Annotated in this window: 16 protein-coding genes; 12 read left to right on the top strand and 4 right to left on the bottom strand. The window is 68.6% G+C overall.

The genetic code is table 11. From position 1 onward, the window contains the following. Positions 1-4: 4 nt before the first annotated feature. The 4 genes from fliM to E8M01_RS01270 all read left to right on the top strand — a co-directional run bounded on the left by fliM (position 5) and on the right by E8M01_RS01270 (position 6,161). Positions 5-1,162, top strand: coding sequence for a flagellar motor switch protein FliM (gene fliM / locus E8M01_RS01290; RefSeq protein ID WP_136958458.1), 1,158 nt, complete (start codon positions 5-7; stop codon positions 1,160-1,162). Next, a complete protein-coding gene (locus E8M01_RS01285; protein WP_136958457.1) occupies positions 1,162-1,653 on the top strand; it encodes a DUF6468 domain-containing protein in 492 nt (163 codons plus the stop codon). The genes fliM and E8M01_RS01285 overlap by 1 nt, the downstream gene beginning before the upstream one ends. 10 nt (positions 1,654-1,663) lie before the next feature. Then, entirely contained in the window at positions 1,664-2,401 is a 738-nt protein-coding gene (locus E8M01_RS01280; protein ID WP_136958456.1) for a MotE family protein, read from the top strand. 127 nt (positions 2,402-2,528) lie between these two features. After that, positions 2,529-6,161: a tetratricopeptide repeat protein gene (locus E8M01_RS01270; RefSeq protein WP_170181720.1), complete on the top strand. Its 3,633-nt coding sequence runs from the start codon at positions 2,529-2,531 to the stop codon at positions 6,159-6,161. Here E8M01_RS01270 and E8M01_RS01265 read toward each other — a convergent pair. Then, on the bottom strand, positions 6,158-6,868 hold the full coding sequence (locus E8M01_RS01265; protein WP_170181719.1) for a DUF2306 domain-containing protein: 711 nt from the start codon (positions 6,866-6,868) through the stop codon (positions 6,158-6,160). The genes E8M01_RS01270 and E8M01_RS01265 overlap by 4 nt on opposite strands. Between E8M01_RS01265 and E8M01_RS34930 the strand changes: the two genes are divergently transcribed. Continuing rightward, a complete protein-coding gene (locus E8M01_RS34930) occupies positions 6,867-7,319 on the top strand; it encodes a hypothetical protein (protein ID WP_170181718.1) in 453 nt (150 codons plus the stop codon). The genes E8M01_RS01265 and E8M01_RS34930 overlap by 2 nt on opposite strands. Before the next feature lie 494 nt (positions 7,320-7,813). Here E8M01_RS34930 and fliP read toward each other — a convergent pair whose 3' ends face one another. Then, positions 7,814-8,614: a flagellar type III secretion system pore protein FliP gene (gene fliP, locus E8M01_RS01255; protein WP_136958451.1), complete on the bottom strand. Its 801-nt coding sequence runs from the start codon at positions 8,612-8,614 to the stop codon at positions 7,814-7,816. Positions 8,615-8,726: 112 nt separating this feature from the next. After that, complete coding sequence (locus E8M01_RS01250) at positions 8,727-10,034, bottom strand: flagellar biosynthetic protein FliO (protein ID WP_211596689.1); 1,308 nt, start codon at positions 10,032-10,034, stop codon at positions 8,727-8,729. Between the two features lie 205 nt (positions 10,035-10,239). Between E8M01_RS01250 and flgB the strand changes: the two genes are divergently transcribed. The 7 genes from flgB (at position 10,240) to E8M01_RS01215 (ending at position 14,595) form a co-directional block, all read left to right on the top strand. Next, on the top strand, positions 10,240-10,644 hold the full coding sequence (flgB, locus tag E8M01_RS01245) for a flagellar basal body rod protein FlgB (protein WP_136958450.1): 405 nt from the start codon (positions 10,240-10,242) through the stop codon (positions 10,642-10,644). 119 nt (positions 10,645-10,763) lie between these two features. Then, complete coding sequence (gene flgC / locus E8M01_RS01240; RefSeq protein ID WP_136964386.1) at positions 10,764-11,174, top strand: flagellar basal body rod protein FlgC; 411 nt, start codon at positions 10,764-10,766, stop codon at positions 11,172-11,174. 2 nt (positions 11,175-11,176) lie between these two features. After that, positions 11,177-11,488 (top strand): flagellar hook-basal body complex protein FliE, encoded by a 312-nt coding sequence (fliE, locus tag E8M01_RS01235; protein WP_136958449.1) that lies wholly within the window; start codon positions 11,177-11,179, stop codon positions 11,486-11,488. A gap of 12 nt (positions 11,489-11,500) precedes the next feature. Continuing rightward, the gene (fliQ, locus tag E8M01_RS01230; protein WP_136958448.1) at positions 11,501-11,767 is read left to right on the top strand and encodes a flagellar biosynthesis protein FliQ; all 267 of its coding nucleotides are present in this window, start codon (positions 11,501-11,503) and stop codon (positions 11,765-11,767) included. 55 nt (positions 11,768-11,822) lie between these two features. After that, on the top strand, positions 11,823-12,590 hold the full coding sequence (fliR, locus tag E8M01_RS01225; protein ID WP_136958447.1) for a flagellar biosynthetic protein FliR: 768 nt from the start codon (positions 11,823-11,825) through the stop codon (positions 12,588-12,590). 3 nt (positions 12,591-12,593) lie between these two features. Next, positions 12,594-13,664, top strand: a complete 1,071-nt coding sequence (gene flhB, locus E8M01_RS01220) for a flagellar biosynthesis protein FlhB (protein WP_136958446.1) — start codon at positions 12,594-12,596, stop codon at positions 13,662-13,664. A 217-nt stretch (positions 13,665-13,881) separates the two neighbouring features. Next, positions 13,882-14,595 carry an aspartate/glutamate racemase family protein gene (locus tag E8M01_RS01215; RefSeq protein WP_136958445.1) on the top strand — a complete coding sequence of 238 codons (714 nt, stop codon included), beginning with the start codon at positions 13,882-13,884 and terminating at the stop codon, positions 14,593-14,595. 3 nt (positions 14,596-14,598) lie between these two features. Here the strand turns inward: E8M01_RS01215 and E8M01_RS01210 are convergent, their stop codons facing one another. Continuing rightward, positions 14,599-15,630 (bottom strand): LLM class flavin-dependent oxidoreductase, encoded by a 1,032-nt coding sequence (locus E8M01_RS01210; protein ID WP_136958444.1) that lies wholly within the window; start codon positions 15,628-15,630, stop codon positions 14,599-14,601. Positions 15,631-15,662: the final 32 nt, after the last annotated feature.

Genomic DNA, 15,662 nt, shown 5'->3' with positions numbered 1-15,662 from the left:
TAACATGGCCGCCAACGACATCGACCAGGACGCCCTTGCCGCCGAATGGGGCATGGCGCTCGAAGAGCAGGGCGCCACCGGCACGGATGCGGCCGAAGACTGGGCGACGCTCGGCGAAGACGGCGTTGCCCATGCCGGTGCCGCCAAGGGCGGCGCCGAGCGCATCCTCAATCAGGAGGAGATCGACAACCTCCTCGGCTTCTCGGTCGAGGACCTGGCGCTCACCGACAATGGCGGCATCCGCGCCATCATCGACTCGGCCATGGTCGCCTACGAGCGCCTGCCGATGCTCGACATCGTGTTCGACCGCCTGGTGCGGCTGCTCACGACATCGCTGCGCAACTTCACCTCCGACAATGTCGAAGTCTCGCTCGACCGTATTCACGCGGTGCGTTTTGCCGACTACCTGAACTCGATCCCGCTGCCGGCCATCCTGACCATCTTCAAGGCCGAGGAATGGGACAATTTCGGCATTGCCACCATCGATTCCAGCCTGATCTATTCGATCATCGACGTGCTGCTCGGCGGCCGCCGCGGGGTCACGGCGATCCGCGTCGAGGGCCGGCCCTACACGACCATCGAGATGGGCCTGGTCAAGCGCATGGTCGAGGTCATCCTGGCCGACGCCGAGGTCGCGTTCCGGCCGATCTCGCCGGTCAATTTCCGCATCGACCGGCTCGAGACCAATCCGCGTTTCGCGGCGATCTCCCGGCCGAACAATGCCGCCATCCTGGTGCGCCTGCGCATCGACATGGAGGAGCGCGGCGGCTCGGTCGAGATCCTGCTGCCCTATGCCACCATCGAGCCGATCCGCGACCGGCTGATGCAGACCTTCGTCGGCGAGAAGCTCGGCCGCGATCCGGTCTGGGAAGGCCATTTGTCGACCGAGATCTTCCAGGCCCGGACCGCGGTCGAAGCGGTGCTCTACGAGGCCGACCTGCCGCTGCGCCAGTTGATGAACCTGAAGGTCGGCGACACCCTGGTGCTCGACATGAAACCGGATGCGCTGGTCAAGGTCCGCTGCGGCGACCAGATCTTGACCGAGGGGCGCATGGGCCGGGTCGGCGACCGGGTGGCGGTGCGCGTGCAGCGGCCGCTGCGGCGCGCCAAGACGACCTTGACGCAGTTCCAGCAGATTACTTCGGGGGGCCAGGAGCTATGATGTCCAGCTTCGTCGTTTCGCTGATCGTCGAACTGATGGTGTCCGGCCTGCTGGCGGTGACCATCGGCTACTGTGTCCTGCTCAACAAGCGGCTGTTGCGCCTGCGCTCGGACGAACAATCGCTGAAGGCGACCATTGCCGAACTGATCACCGCGACCGAGATCGCCGAGCGCGCCATCCAGGGGCTCAAGCTGACCGTGCGCGAATGCGACAGCACGCTCGGCGAAAGGCTGCGCACCGCCGAACGTTTCGTCGCCGAGATCGAGCGCGAGGTGAAGTCCGGCCAGGAGGTGGTCGAGCGGGTCGCGCGGATCACCGCGGCGGCGCGCACCGCGGCGGTCGTGCGCGACAACGCCCCCCGGGTCGAGCCGGTGGTGCCGGCGATGGTCGGTGGGCGCGAGCCGGGCACGATCCCCGGGCATGCCAGCGCGGCATCGACACTGGCCGCGGCCAATGCCTTCGCGGCCCGCGTCGGCACCCGGGCGGCGTGAGGCTCTCGAGATGAAGCAATTGCGCCTCCTGCCGATCGTCACCGTTGCCATAGGCAGCCTCCTGTTCCTCAAGGCGGTGGGGCTGATCAGCGGCGATGCCGGCCCGTCGGGGCCACGGCTCGTGCGCGCCCAGGACGGTCCGGGTCTGGGGGCGATCCCAGGGCCCGACAGCATGCTGGTGACCGGTGCGGTGCCGGCGCCGCAGCCGAGCCCGGCGCCGGTTCCGCCGCCGCAGCAACATCAGCCGACCAATCTCGCCTTGCCGCAGCCGCCGCAGGTGTCGGCCTCCGAGCGGGCGATCCTCGAACGCCTGCAGGAACGCCGCCAGGAGCTGGACGGCCGCCAGCGCGAGCTCGACATGCGGGAAAGCCTGGTCCGCGCCGCCGAACGCCGGCTGGAGCAGCGCGCCAACGAGCTGAAGGAGCTGGAGAGCCGCATCGCCGGCCTGGAGCAGCGCCGGGACGAGGCCGAACAGCAGCGTTTCCGCGGTTTCGTCAGCATGTACGAGACCATGCGGGCCAAGGACGCGGCGCGGATCTTCGATACGCTCGAGCTGACCGTCATGGTCGAGGTGGCGCGCGCCATGCGGCCGCCGAAGCTTGCCGACATCCTGGCCCAGATGCAGGCGGCCCCGGCCCAGCGGCTGACCATCGAGCTCGCCCGCCGGCCCGGCCAGACCGCCGCCGCCGATCCACGCCAGGTGCCAGCCAGCGAATTGCCGAAAATCGAAGGCCGGCCAACGCGCTGACCGATTTATCGGCGATTGGCGAAACGGCCTGTTAACAGCCAAAAAGCGATGATGCGCTCGACCGGTCGCACGAAGTAGCCGGACGCCGGGGTCGTGTGGCTGGCGAAGCGTAGCGAGTAGCGAACCCATGGATGGGAACGCGGAGTGCATCGGGGGCTGGGCGAGGGGTGGTGTAACAACCGCCCTGGCCGGCTTTTGTGCGCTCGGCCTCGGCCTCGTTCAGCCGGCGCTGCGGCCGGCCCAGGCCCAGGCCCAGACTGCGCCGGCCCAGACCTCATCGCCCCAGACCTCGCAACCCGCGACGCCGGCGCTTGCCGCCCGGGCCGACATTTCGGCCACCGTCGCCAATGGCTTCGCCCGTATCGTCTTCGGTTTCAATCAGCAGGTGCCGGCCGAGGTCAAGGTCAGCGGCGGCGTGCTGATCGTCACCTTCAGCCGGCCGGTCGCGGTGCAGACCGGCGCGCTGTCCAGCCGGCTTGCCGGCTATGTCACGGCGGTGCGGCGCGATCCCGACGGTCGGTCGCTGCGCTTCGCGCTCGATCAGCGCGTCACGGTCAATTCGATGGAAGCGGGCGAGCGGCTGTTCGTCGACATGCTGCCCGACAGCTGGCGCGGACCGCCGCCGGCCTTGCCGGCCGAGGTGGTCGAAGACCTGACCCGCCGGGCCCGCGACGCCGAGCGGCGGGCACAGCTCGCCGAGACCCAGCGCGCCGCGCGGGTCATGCCGCCGGTGATCGTCCGGGTCGGCAATCACCCGACCTTCACCCGTTTCGTGCTGACCTTGCCCGAGCCGGTCGGGGTGGCGCTGGATCGCGCCGGCGACCGGCTGAGCCTGAAGGTCGGCAAGCCCTTCACCTCCGACCTGCGCCAGACCCGCGAGGGCCTGCCGCATTTCGTCTCCGACATCGAGGCGACCACCAATAACGACGAACTGGTCATCCGCATGACCGTTTCGCCCGATGCCGACGTCAGGGCCTTCCGCGAGGAGGGGACCTATGTGGTCGATGTCAGCATGCGTGATCCGCGCGCCGGCGCCGGCGCCGTGCCGGTGGCGCGCAACGACCAGCGCCCGCCGGCCGGGGCCGCGGTGACCAACCTGCCGGGCAGCGGCCTGTCGACGCCGTCGGGCCTGCCGATCCCGATCCTGGATCCGGCCGCGCCGGCGCCGCGATTGGCGACAGGCCGCAACGAGGTTCGCCCGCCTGTCGTCGCCGAGGTCATTCCGGCGCCGGCGCCGGCCGGCGTCGAGACCGCGCCGGTGCCGCCGCTCGCCGCCGAACCGGCCGCTCCGGCCCGCCCGGTCGCGCCGCCGGCCGCCGCGGCTCCCGCCCGCACCGGACCGGTCATGCTGCAGGCCCGCCGGGCCGGCGGCACCATTCGCATCCTCGTGCCGTTCAATCAGGAAACGCCGGGCGCGGTGTTCCAGCGCGGCGATACGCTGTGGCTGGTGTTCGATGCGCGCGAGCAGATCGACCTTGCCGGCCTGCAGGCCGACGCCATCGGCGCCTTCACCTCGGTCGATGCCTCGCGCTCGCGCGGCGGCACGGCGATCCGCATTGGCCTCGACAAGCAGAGCCTGGCCTCGACCGGCCGCGACGGCGCCGCCTGGATCGTGACGCTGGCCGACGCCGTGCTGGAGCCGCCCCGCCCGGTGGCGCTGCTGCGGGCGACCGGCACCGGCGACCGGCTGATCGCATCGGCTGAATTCGCCGGCGCCGGCTCGGTGCACCGGCTGAGCGATCCGCTGGCCGGCGACCAGCTCATCGTGGTCACCGGCTCGGGGCCGGCGCGCTCGTTCCTGCGCAACCACGAGATGGTCGAATTCAATGCGCTGGCCGGCAGCCACGGCCTGGTGTTCCAGCCGCTGGCCGACGACCTGGCGGTGACTATCGAGGGCGACCGCGTCACGGTCGGCCGGCCCCGCGGCCTGGTCCTGACCGCCGAGAATGCCCGGCCGCAGCCGCCGATCCGCTCGGTCCGGCGGCCGCGCGCCATCGCCTTCGATCTGGAATTGTGGGCGCTCGACGAAAAGGCGCCATTCCGCGAGCGCGAGGCCGACCTGGTCACCGCGGCGGCCAGCGTGCACGACACCCAGCGCACGCCGCGACGGCTCGATCTGGTGCGTTTCTACATGGCCCAGCAGCGCTGGCCGGAAGCCCGCGCGGTGCTCGAGACGATCCTGCGCCAGGATCGCCGGGTGGCCGAGGACGGCTCGATTCAGGGCCTGCGCGGCGTCGTCTCGGTGATGCTGCACCGGCCGGCCGATGCCTTGCGCGACCTGGCTCATCCGGCGATCTCGGCCTCGCCCGACATCGCGTCCTGGCGAGCGACGGCACTGGCGCTCGACGGCCGCGCGCGTGAAGCCCATGAAGCCTTCGAGGCCGCGGAGACGCCGGTCGGCACCTTGCCGGCACCGTTCGCCCGCAACATCCTGACCGGCGCCATCGGGGCGGCGCTCGATACCGGCGCGGTCGACCGGGCGGCGAGGCGTCTCGACGAATTGCAGGAGCTCGGCGTTCCCGCTTCCGCCGAACAGCAATTCGCGCTGCTGCGCGGCCGGGTCGCCGAGGCCCAGGGTCAGGAGCGCGAGGCGCTGGGCGCCTATGCGCGCGCCGGCCGCGGGCCCGACGAACCGGTCAGGGCGGATGCCGACCAGCGGCAACTGGCGCTGCGCTACCGGCTCGGCGAGATCGACGGCAAGGCGACCACCGAAGAGCTGGAAGTGATGAGCTACGCCTGGCGTGGCGACGATGTCGAGGCGCGCACGCTGGCGTTGCTGGCCAAGCTCTATGCCGAGCAGGGGCGGTTCCGCGACGCCTTCTCGACCATGCGCAACGCCATGCGGGTGTTCCCGCGGTCGGAATCGGTGCGCGGCATGCAGGACGATGTGGCGCGCCATTTCGAAGCGCTGTTCCTCGACGGCAACGCCGATGCGATGAAGCCGGTGGACGCGCTGGCGCTCTATTACGACTTCCGCGACATGACGCCCCAGGGCCGCCGCGGCGACGAGATCATCCGGCGGCTGGCCGATCGCCTGGCCAATATGGACCTGCTCGACCAGGCCGCTTCCCTGCTGCAGCACCAGGTCGACCGGCGGCTGACCGGCGCGGCGCGCTCGCAGGTCGCCGCGCGCCTTGCCGTGGTGCATCTGATGAACCGCAAGCCCGCCGCCGCCCTGCAGGCGCTGCGGACCACCCGGCTTGCCGACCTGCCCGAGGAGCTGCGGGTGCAGCGCTATCTCCTGGAGGCGCGTGCGCTCGCCGATGCCGGCCGGCCGGACCAGGCGCTCGAGCTGCTCGGCGAAGTCAAGAGCCTGGAATCGGAAATGCTGCGCGCCGACATCCTGTGGTCGGCGCAGCGCTATCGCGAATCCGCCGAACAGAGCGAGAAATGGGTCTCGGCCCGGCGCACCGGCGGCGCGGCGCTCAACGACGACGAGCGCCGGCATCTGTTGCGCGCAGCCATCGGTTATGCGCTGAGCGACGAGACGCTCGGCCTCGACCGGCTGCGTGGCCGCTGGCGGCCGCTGATGACCGCCACGGTCGATGCCCGCGCCTTCGACGTGGTGACCGCGCCAATCGAGGCGCGCGGCGTCGAATATCGCGAGATCGCCCGGTCGATCGCCGACCGCGATACGCTCGATGCCTTCCTGCAGAACTACCGCGAGCGCTATCCGTCGGAAGCGCCGGGCCAGCAGCGCCGTCCGGGAACCCCCGCGCCCGGGTCGGCGGAGGCCAACCGGGCACCGCGCCAGGGCTAGATCCGGGCTCGACCGGGCCAGCGGCCAAGGCCCATGACCGCCGCGACCGCGGTGAGCGGCAGCAGCCAGGACGCCCAGACGACGACCGCATAAGCCGTATCGAAGGACCAGTCGGCGTGGGGCATCAGCACCTCGCGCACCAGCACCATGGCCGGCCGCAGCCAGATCGCCGCCGAGGTGACCGCGGCCACGGCGACCATCGCGCGGGCATGCCAGTGAACCCGGCGCCGGCGGATCGCGACAAAGCCAAGCGACATGAGGACCAGCCAGGTCACCGCCTGGGCGATGAAACCGGCCACCGCCATGGCCGAGGCGAGACCGGACAGCGCCACCGGTATGGCGGAGGTGCCGGCGATCAGGATGGCGATGCCGGCCGCGCGGCCGACGATCCGGTGAAGGGCCGGCCGGCGGCGGACGAGCAGGGCGACCGGCACCAGGACGAGAGCGGCCGCGGCGGCGGCCATATGCAAACGGAACAGGCCGGGCAGCCGCTCGTCCACCACGGCCAGTTCATACGGCAGCGCCAGCCAGCCGGCGGCGGTCATGACAGCGACCGCGCCGAGCGGTAGAACGAGGACAGCGACAATGACCGCGAGGACGATCCGCTTGACCATGAAGCGCGCTGGCGCCCGGGCTTTCGATCCATCGACCGGCAGGCTCAGGGGCGGGGTCGCCGCGGCAATGGGGGCGGTCGCTGGCGCGCTCATGCTGCAGCTTACCATTGCCCGCGCCGAGCCGGCCAGGACTGCGCCCTGGACCGAGCCGGCGGCCTCGGAAGAGCTGGCCGGACGCTGGTCCAGCGGCAAATATGGCTTCGTCGTGGACCTGACCCGCTGCGGCGAGGGCTGGTGCGGCATCCGGGTCGGACCGGGCTCGACCTGCGGCGACCTCGCCATGCGGCTCAGCGCCAGCCCGGGCACGCCCGATTCCGGGCCGTTCGGCAGACAGGTCACCGGTCACTTCGACCGGCGCATCGGCGCCGACCGGCATGCGGTGCGCGGCCATGTCTACCGGCTGATGCCACAGGGTACGCTGACCCTGTCGCTGGTCGGCGAGCCTGGCGATCGCCTGCAGCTGATGCGCCGGACCTTCCCCTACCAGGACGTGCTCAGCCGGACCGGCGGTCCGGTCTGCCGCAGCGAGCCCAGGACATCCTGACGATTTGATTTAAGGGGATGTGGCGAGAGCCTTGATGGCGCGGGGCTTTTGAGGCCGGGCGTGGAGCGGGCGATCAACCCTCTCCCAATGGGCTACTGCATTCGCACATCTCGAAACGGCAGTATTTCCAATGCCTTGCACGACGGGAAAGCCGTCCTTCGAGGCTCGCAAGAGCTCGCACCTCCACGCAAAAGCGAAGCTTTTGCGTCGGGATGAGGAGCGTAGGGTTTGGCATCAAGGGCGGCGCCTGGCGCGCGCGTCGCCGTCCGATTTTCACCTGCAACATCAACGCAATACACCACACCCCCTGATCCCCGCGCAAAAGCTCGCTTTTGCGCTGGAGGTGCGAGCGCCCTTGCGCGAGCCTCGAAGGACGACTGAGCCCCGTGCAAGGCATTGAAAGGCCGCATGTTCTGGAGATGTGTGAATGTCGTAGCCCGTTCGGGAGCGGGTTGATTCATTGATGCTTCTGCCGGACGCTACCCGAAGCGCCGCTAAGTCCCGAAGCTGCGGACGAGGCTGCCGGCGACCAGGTTCCAGCCGTCGACCAGCACGAAAAAGATCAGCTTGAACGGCAGCGAGACGGTCACCGGCGGCAGCATCATCATGCCCATGGACATCAGCACCGAGGCGACGACGAGATCGATCACCAGGAAGGGCACGAACAGCAGGAAGGCGATCTCGAAGGCGCGGCGGAGTTCGGAAATCATGAAGGACGGCACCAGCACGCGAAACGACACCTCCTGGGGCGTCGCCGGCACCGGCTCGTTGGACAGTTCCTGGAACAGCGCCAGGTCCTTCTCGCGGACATGTTTCAGCATGAACTCGCGAAACGGCGCGGAGCCGCGCTCGAACGCCTGGCGGATCTCGATCTGGTTGTCCATCAGGGGTTTCAGGCCGGTGTCGTAGCTCTGCTGGAACACCGGCGCCATGACGAAGCCGGTGAGAAACAGGGACAGGCCGACGATCACCGCATTGGGCGGCGCGGTCTGGGTGCCGATGGCGGTGCGCAGCAGCGACAGCACCACCGAGATGCGCACGAAGCTGGTCACCATGATCAGGATCGAGGGGGCCACCGACAGGACGGTGATCAGCCCGATCAGCTGGATGACCCGTTCGTTGACGCCGGCGCCCTGGCCGAGATTGATCGAGACGTCCTGGGCCTGGGCGGTGCGGGCGGCCAGCACGACGAGGCCAAGGGCCAGCAAGGACACCAGGGAGGTGAGCACAACGGACTTCGGCACGCCGATGCGGCGCGCCGTGCCCGGGGTCTGTGCTGTCGATTGAGGCTGCATCGCTTCCCGCGCCCACGCGAATCGTTGGCGTGAGCTTAACAGGTGCTGCGACGGGTCTCGCGCCGGGTTCGGTCGCGCGCGGCCGGTTTTACCGGATTCAATCCTGTCGGCGTCAGGTCTTGGGTGGCGCCGGACCGCGGCCGAGCAGCGCCGCCATTTCCTCTTCCAGGCTGTCGAAGACCGATTTCTCCGACGCCGTGAGTGCCTTGGGCGGCGTGCTTGCCGGAGCCGGTGCCTGCGCCGGGGCAGCTGCCGGAGCCGGAGCCGGAGCCGAGGCTGGAGGCGTCGAGGCGCGCGACGGTGCCGCGGGTTGCGGCGGCGCCGCGCCAGCCGCGTTGGCCAATTTCGGTTCGGCCGGACGGGCTTCGGCCGGCCGCTGGTCGGCCGCACGCGGCTCGGTCGGCCGTTGTTCGTTTGGCCGCTGCGCCATGACCGAGGTCGGCACGATCGGTTTGCGCAGCGCTGCTTCCAGGCGCGCGGCAATGTCGTCCGGCGGTGCGGCCGACGGTCTGGCCGGCGGGGCAGGAGGCGTGGGCGGTGCCTTGATGGTTGGCGTCGCGACCGAGGCCGGGGGCGTCGCCGGCGCGTCGGTCCGCTGGACATTGGCGGGTCTGAGCGGCAGCGGCGGCGTCGCGATCGGCTGTGCCGCGGCGGCAACCGGGGACGCCGCTCTCGGCGGTTCCATCCGGGCCGGTTCGGGCCGCGGCGGGGGCGGCGGTGCCGGGCGAGCCGGCTCGAGCCTTGATGGTTCGACGCGGCTCGGCTCGACCCGGGTCGTTTCGACCCGGCTCGGCTGGATCGCCGGTGCCGGTACGGGCGCCGGGGCGGGCTGCGCGACCGGCGGCGCCGGTCTCGGTTCGGGCCTTGGTTCCGGTCTTGGCTCGGGTCTTGGCTCCGGCCTTGCCTCAGGCCTGGGCTCGGGCCTTGCTTCAGGCCTTGGCGGCGGCGCCGGATTGTCGAGATTGACCGGCCGCGGCGGCGCCGGCGGCTCGCCGGCGGCCTGGCGGGCAGCCTCGCGCATGGTGAGCCGCGACGGCGCCTCGCCTGGTGGCAGCGGCAGCGGCAGTTCGTTGACCGGTGCCGCGGCGGCCTCGCGCAGCGCGCTCGCCTGCACCGGCACGCCGCGCACGATATTGTTCTCGATCACCACGTCGGTCGGTCCGCCGAGCAGGATCAGGTGTTCGACATTGTCGCGCCGGATCAGCACCAGCTTCCGGCGGGCGTCGACATCGGCATAGTCGAGCACCGCGAGGCGCGGCTGGCGGCCGCGCGCCGACGATCCGATGCCAAGGCCCCGGCCGCGGATCAGCCGGATCACCCAGGTCATCAGCCCGATCAGCACCAGGACCACAGCGAAGGCGACTATGAACGTCGCCGCGAGCGGCGCATTGGGACCGAGAAGATTGGATATGAAATTCATCAGAACCGATCCCATGCATGCCGGCGGCGGGCGCAATCAGGCCCGTTAAGTCTATGTTGAGGTTAACGAGCCCGGCAAGGCTTGCCGGCTTCGACCTCACCGGATGGTTAATCCACGGTGACAAAAGTTAATAGCGCCTTTCGCTTAACGTGTCGTTAACCACGCACTCGGCATTCTTTGCCCATCGACAGGGCTGGAGATTCCCGTGGCGGCGGCCGATATCCCGATCTTTTCCATGCTCAGAGATCGCATGCGCTGGCATCAGGACCGCCAGAAGCTGCTCGCTGAAAATGTCGCCAATGCGGAGACGCCGGGTTACCGGGCGCGCGACCTGCGCTCGCCGAGCTTCGACGAGCTCGTCCAGGGCAATGCCGGGTCGGGCATCGGCACGCTGCGCACCAACGAGCGCCATATCACCGGTTCGGTCCAGGGCGGTTCGCGATTCCAGGTCCGGCGCGACACCGGCGTGGTCACCACGCCCGACGGCAACCGGGTCAACCTCGAAGACGAGATGCTGAAGGTCGCCCAGAACCAGATGGACTACCAGGCCGTCACCGGCCTCTACCAGCGCTCGCTCGGACTGATCCGGACGGCGCTCGGCAAACGCTAGAAAGCGGCTCCGTCACGACGGAAACCGCTCGCTTATCCCTGTTTCACCGCATTGTCTTGGCCGTTGCGAAGCGGTCTTCGCCGCGCACGAAAATGCCTCGGGAGCACTGATCGATGTCCATGGATTTCCTCAGGTCGATCCGCATCGCCACTGGCGGCATGCGCGCCCAGGCCGGCCGCATGCGCGTGGTGTCGGAAAACATCGCCAATGCCAATTCGACCGCCGACACGGCCGGCGGCGATCCCTATCGGCGCAAGGTGCCGACATTCCGCACCTCGTTCGACCGCGAATTGCAGGCGACCACCGTCCAGCTCGGACCGGTCCGGCAGCCGCAGGGCGAGTTTCAGACCCGATTCGACCCCAACCATCCGGCCGCCGACGCCCGCGGCATGGTCAAGGTTCCCAACGTCAACTCGCTGGTCGAGGCGATGGACATGCGCGAGGCCCAGCGCAGCTACGAGGCCAATCTCAACGTCGTCACCTCGACGCGCCGCATGCTGCAGCGCACCATCGATCTTCTGAAAGCTTGATCATGTCGACATCCTCGATCGCGGCCAATGCCTATGCCAGCGCCGCGCGGCTGTTCTCGCCGGCCGGTGGCCCGCGGCCGGCAGGCCAGGGCGGAACCGGCGGTTTCGGCGCCGTGCTGAATTCGGCCATCCAGCATCTCGACCAGACGACGCGCACCACCGACCAGCGCTCGCAACAGATGGCCGCCGGCCGGGCCGACCTGATCGACGTGGTCACCGCCGTGTCGGAAACCGAAGTGGCGATCGAGGCGCTGGTCTCGGTGCGCGACAAGGTGGTGCAGGCCTATGACGAAATCATGCGGATGCAGATCTGAAGGCGCGCGACAATGACCCCCGCTGATATTCTCGACGTCGCGCGCGACGGCATTCTCACCGTCATCCTGGTCTCGGCGCCGCTGATGATCGTCGGCCTGGTGGTCGGCGTCGCGGTCTCGCTGGTCCAGGCGCTGACCCAGATCCAGGAGCAGACGCTGGTCTTCGTGCCGAAGATCATCGCGATCTTCGCCACCATGCTGCTGGCCCTGCCGTTCATGGGCGACCTGATGGCCGGCTGCATGACGCGGGTGATGGCCAAGGTGGTCAGCGGCGGGTGAATCAGGTCTGATCCCGCTGATATCGAGGGGACCGGCTGAAGAGGAGGCTCACCCGATGACCTTCTCTTTCGCACCCGACTTCGCGGTGATCTTCGTCCTGATGTTCGCGCGCGTCGGCACCATGATGATGCTAATGCCGGGGCTGGGCGAACGGGCCATGCCGATGCGGGCCAGGCTCGGCGTCGCCGTGCTCCTGACCATGACCCTGTTTCCGCTGCACCGGCTGCTCTATGCCGTCGACCTGGCGCGCCCGGCAGTGGTGGTCATGCTGCTGTTCCAGGAACTCGCCATCGGCTTCACGCTCGGCATGGCCGGCCGCATCGCGGTGTCGGCCCTGCAGACCGCCGGCGTGGTCATCGCCAATGCCATGGGGCTGGGCTTTGCCATGCAAGTCGACCCGACCCAGGGCCAGCAGGGCGCGGTCATCGGCACCTTCCTGACCATGGTCGGTGTGGCGATCGTGTTTGCCGCCGACCTGCATCACCTTGTCATCGCGGCGATATCGAGCAGTTTCACCGTGCTGCGGCCGGGCGTGCTGCCGGTCTCGGGCGATGCCGCGCTGTTCCTGGTCGGCGTCCTGTCGAAGGCCTTCCTGGTGGCGATCCAGCTTTCCGCGCCATTCCTGGTGTTCTCGCTGGTGTTCAATATCGGTCTCGGCGTCCTGTCCAAGCTGATGCCGCAGATGCAGGTGTTCTTCGTCGGCATGCCGATCTCGATCGGCGTCGGTTTCCTCATCCTGATGCTGGTGGTTGGCGTCATGATGGTCCACTACACCGGCCATCTGGAAAACCTGCTCAACGAACTCGCGGTCGACCGGAGATGAGCGGTGGCTGAGGGCGACGACGACAAGGACCAGAAAACACAGGATCCGACCCAGAAGAAGCTCGACGACGCCCTGCAGAAGGGCGACGTGGCGAAGAGCCAGGATCTGGTCTCCTGGTTCATGCTGTTCGCGGCCACCCTGATGGTCGCCGTCACCGCCATCGGCTCTGCCGGCAATCTCGCCAATCCCCTGAAGAACCTGATGGCCAATGCCGACCTGGTCACGGTCGACCGGGCCGGGCTGATGCGCCTGCTCATCACCATGGCGCTGGCGGTGGCCACCGCCATTGGCCTGCCGCTCGTCGGCCTGTTCCTCGCCGGCATCGCCGGCAATGTGATCCAGCACCGGCTGGTGTTGTCGGGCGAGAGCCTGAAGCCGAAATTTTCCAAGATCTCGCCGATGGCCGGCTTCAAGCGGATCTTCGGCAAGGAGGCCTTCGTCAATTTCCTCAAGGGCCTCGCCAAGATCACCATTGTCGGCTCGGTCATGTTCGCCGTGCTGTGGCCCGAGCGCCAGATGATCGACGCGCTGGTGCGGATGGATGTCGAGGCGCTGCTGCCGCATACGCTGAGGATCGTGCTGAGCGTGCTCTATGCCGTGGTGGCGATCCTGGCGGTGCTGGCGGCGGGCGATTATTTCTACCAGTACCGCAGCTGGTACCAGCGCCAGCGCATGACCTTCCAGGAGCTGAAGGACGAGTTCAAGCAGTCCGACGGCAATCCCGAGATCAAGGGCAAGCTCCGGCAGATCCGCCGCGAGCGCTCGCGCAAGCGCATGATGGCCAATGTGCCGAAGGCGACGGTCGTGATCACCAACCCGACCCACTTCGCCGTGGCGCTGCGCTACGAGACCGGCATGGCGGCACCGGTCTGCGTCGCCAAGGGCGCCGACCTGATCGCCTTGAAGATCCGCGAACTGGCGACGACCCACGACGTGCCCATCGTCGAAAACCCGCCGCTGGCGCGCGCCCTGCACGCCACAATCGAGATCGACCAGGAGGTGCCGGAAGAGCACTACAAGGCGGTCGCCGAGGTGATCGGCTACGTCATGCGGCTGAAGGGCATGCTGCGCTGAGGCGAGGCGGGCCAGCCGCTACGGCGGCGCGGCGTTGAGATCGGCGCCGTGTCACCTGCGACCCCAAGGAACATGCCTATCGGCTCAAGGCCAATGCAGGCTAGGCGCTCAACAGCATCAGCCGTTGCCTTGGCCGGGCCGGGCAGGCCATGCTGGAGCGATCGGCAAAGGGCATCACCGCCCGGCTTGGCCATCACATCGCAGACAAGGCTTTCGCGTGCCGCAACAAGGCGTCATCGGACTGATCGGCGGCATGAGCTGGGAAAGCTCGGCCGAATATTACCGCATCATCAATCAGGCGGTGCGCGAGCGGCTGGGCGGGCTCAGGTCGGCGCGCTGCCTGATGTGGTCGTTCGATTTCGGTGAGATCGAGGCGCTGCAGCATGCCGGCCGCTGGGACGATGCGGCGGCGCTGATGATCGACGCCGCGCAACGGCTGGAGCGCGGCGGCGCCGACTTTTTCCTGATCTGCACCAATACCATGCACCGGATGGCCGATGAGGTCGCGGCCGCCGTCGGCATACCGCTTCTGCATATTGCCGATCCGACCGCCGAGCGGATCAAGGCGCGTGGCATCACGCGGGTCGGCCTGCTCGGCACGGCCTTCACCATGGAACAGGCGTTCTACAAGGGCCGCCTCACGGAGCGCTTCGGCCTCGACGTGCTGGTGCCCGACGTGGAGGACCGGGCCGTCGTCCACCGGATCATCTACGAGGAACTGGTGCAGGGCAGGGTCGAGCCGGCCTCGCGCGCCGCTTACAAGGCGGTGATCGCGCGGCTGATCGGCCGCGGCGCCGAGGCGGTGATCCTCGGCTGCACCGAAATCATGCTGCTGGTGAAACCGGAAGACAGTGCCGTGCCGCTGTTCGACACCACCGGCATCCATGCCGAAGCGGCGGTCGAGCGTGCCCTGGCAAGCCCGCCCGCCTAACACTCAAGCGAGCATGTCGCGCACCAGCGGCATCACCTTGCTGCCATAGAGCTCGATGCTGCGCATGAGTTTGTCATGCGGCAGCGGGCCGGCGCTGTATTTGAGCTGGAAACGCCCAATGCCGAGCGCCTTGGCGGTGGCGGCGATCTTGCGCGCGACGGTCTCGGGCGAGCCGACATAAAGTGACCCCTGATCGGCCTCCTGGTCGAATTCGCCCTGGCCCATCGGCGGCCAGCCGCGCTCGGCGCCGATCCGGTCGCGCATCTGCTTGTAGCTCGGCCAGAGTTCGGTGCGGGCCTGGTCGTCGGTGTCGGCGACATAACCCGGCGAATGGACGCCGATCGGCTGGACCGGCGTGTCGAGTTGATTGAGCGCGCGGTGGTAGAGATCGACATAGGGTTTGAACCGCTTGGGGTCGCCGCCAATGATCGCAAGCATCAAAGGCAGGCCGTAGCGGGCGGCGCGAATGACCGATTCCGGACTGCCGCCGACGCCGATCCAGGTTTTCAGTGTTCCGGCCTCAACGGGTGGGAAAACCCGCTGGTTGGTCAGCGCGGGCCGAGTGGTGCCCTGCCAGGTGACGGTCTCCTGGCTGATCAGCGCCGCGAACAGGTCGAGCTTTTCCTCGAACAGCGTCTCGTATTGGTCGAGCGCGTAGCCGAACAGGGGAAAGGACTCGGTGAACGAACCGCGCCCGAGAATGACCTCGGCCCGGCCGCTCGCCGCCGCGTCGAGCGTCGCGAAGCGCTGAAAGACCCGGATCGGGTCATCGGAACTGAGCACGGTCACGGCCGAGCCGAGACGGATCCGGCTGGTGCGTCCGGCGATCGCGGCCAGCACGACCTCGGGCGCTGAAATGGCGAAGTCGGCGCGGTGATGCTCGCCGACGCCGAAAAAGTCGACGCCCAGCCGATCGGCAAGCACGGCTTCCTCAATGACGTTGCGGATGACCTGGGCATGCGGCAGGAGGCGGCCATCGGCGCCGCTGGTGACGTCGCCGAAAGTGTCCAGCCCGAGTTCGAGATGCGGTGCCATGCGGTTCCCTGTCGCGATGGGTGGCGAAACAT

The organism is Phreatobacter stygius (assembly GCF_005144885.1).
Classification (GTDB): Bacteria; Pseudomonadota; Alphaproteobacteria; order Rhizobiales; family Phreatobacteraceae; genus Phreatobacter; species Phreatobacter stygius.
The sequence above is the reverse complement of the archived record's forward strand: the minus strand, read 5'-3'. Positions and strand labels throughout refer to the sequence as shown.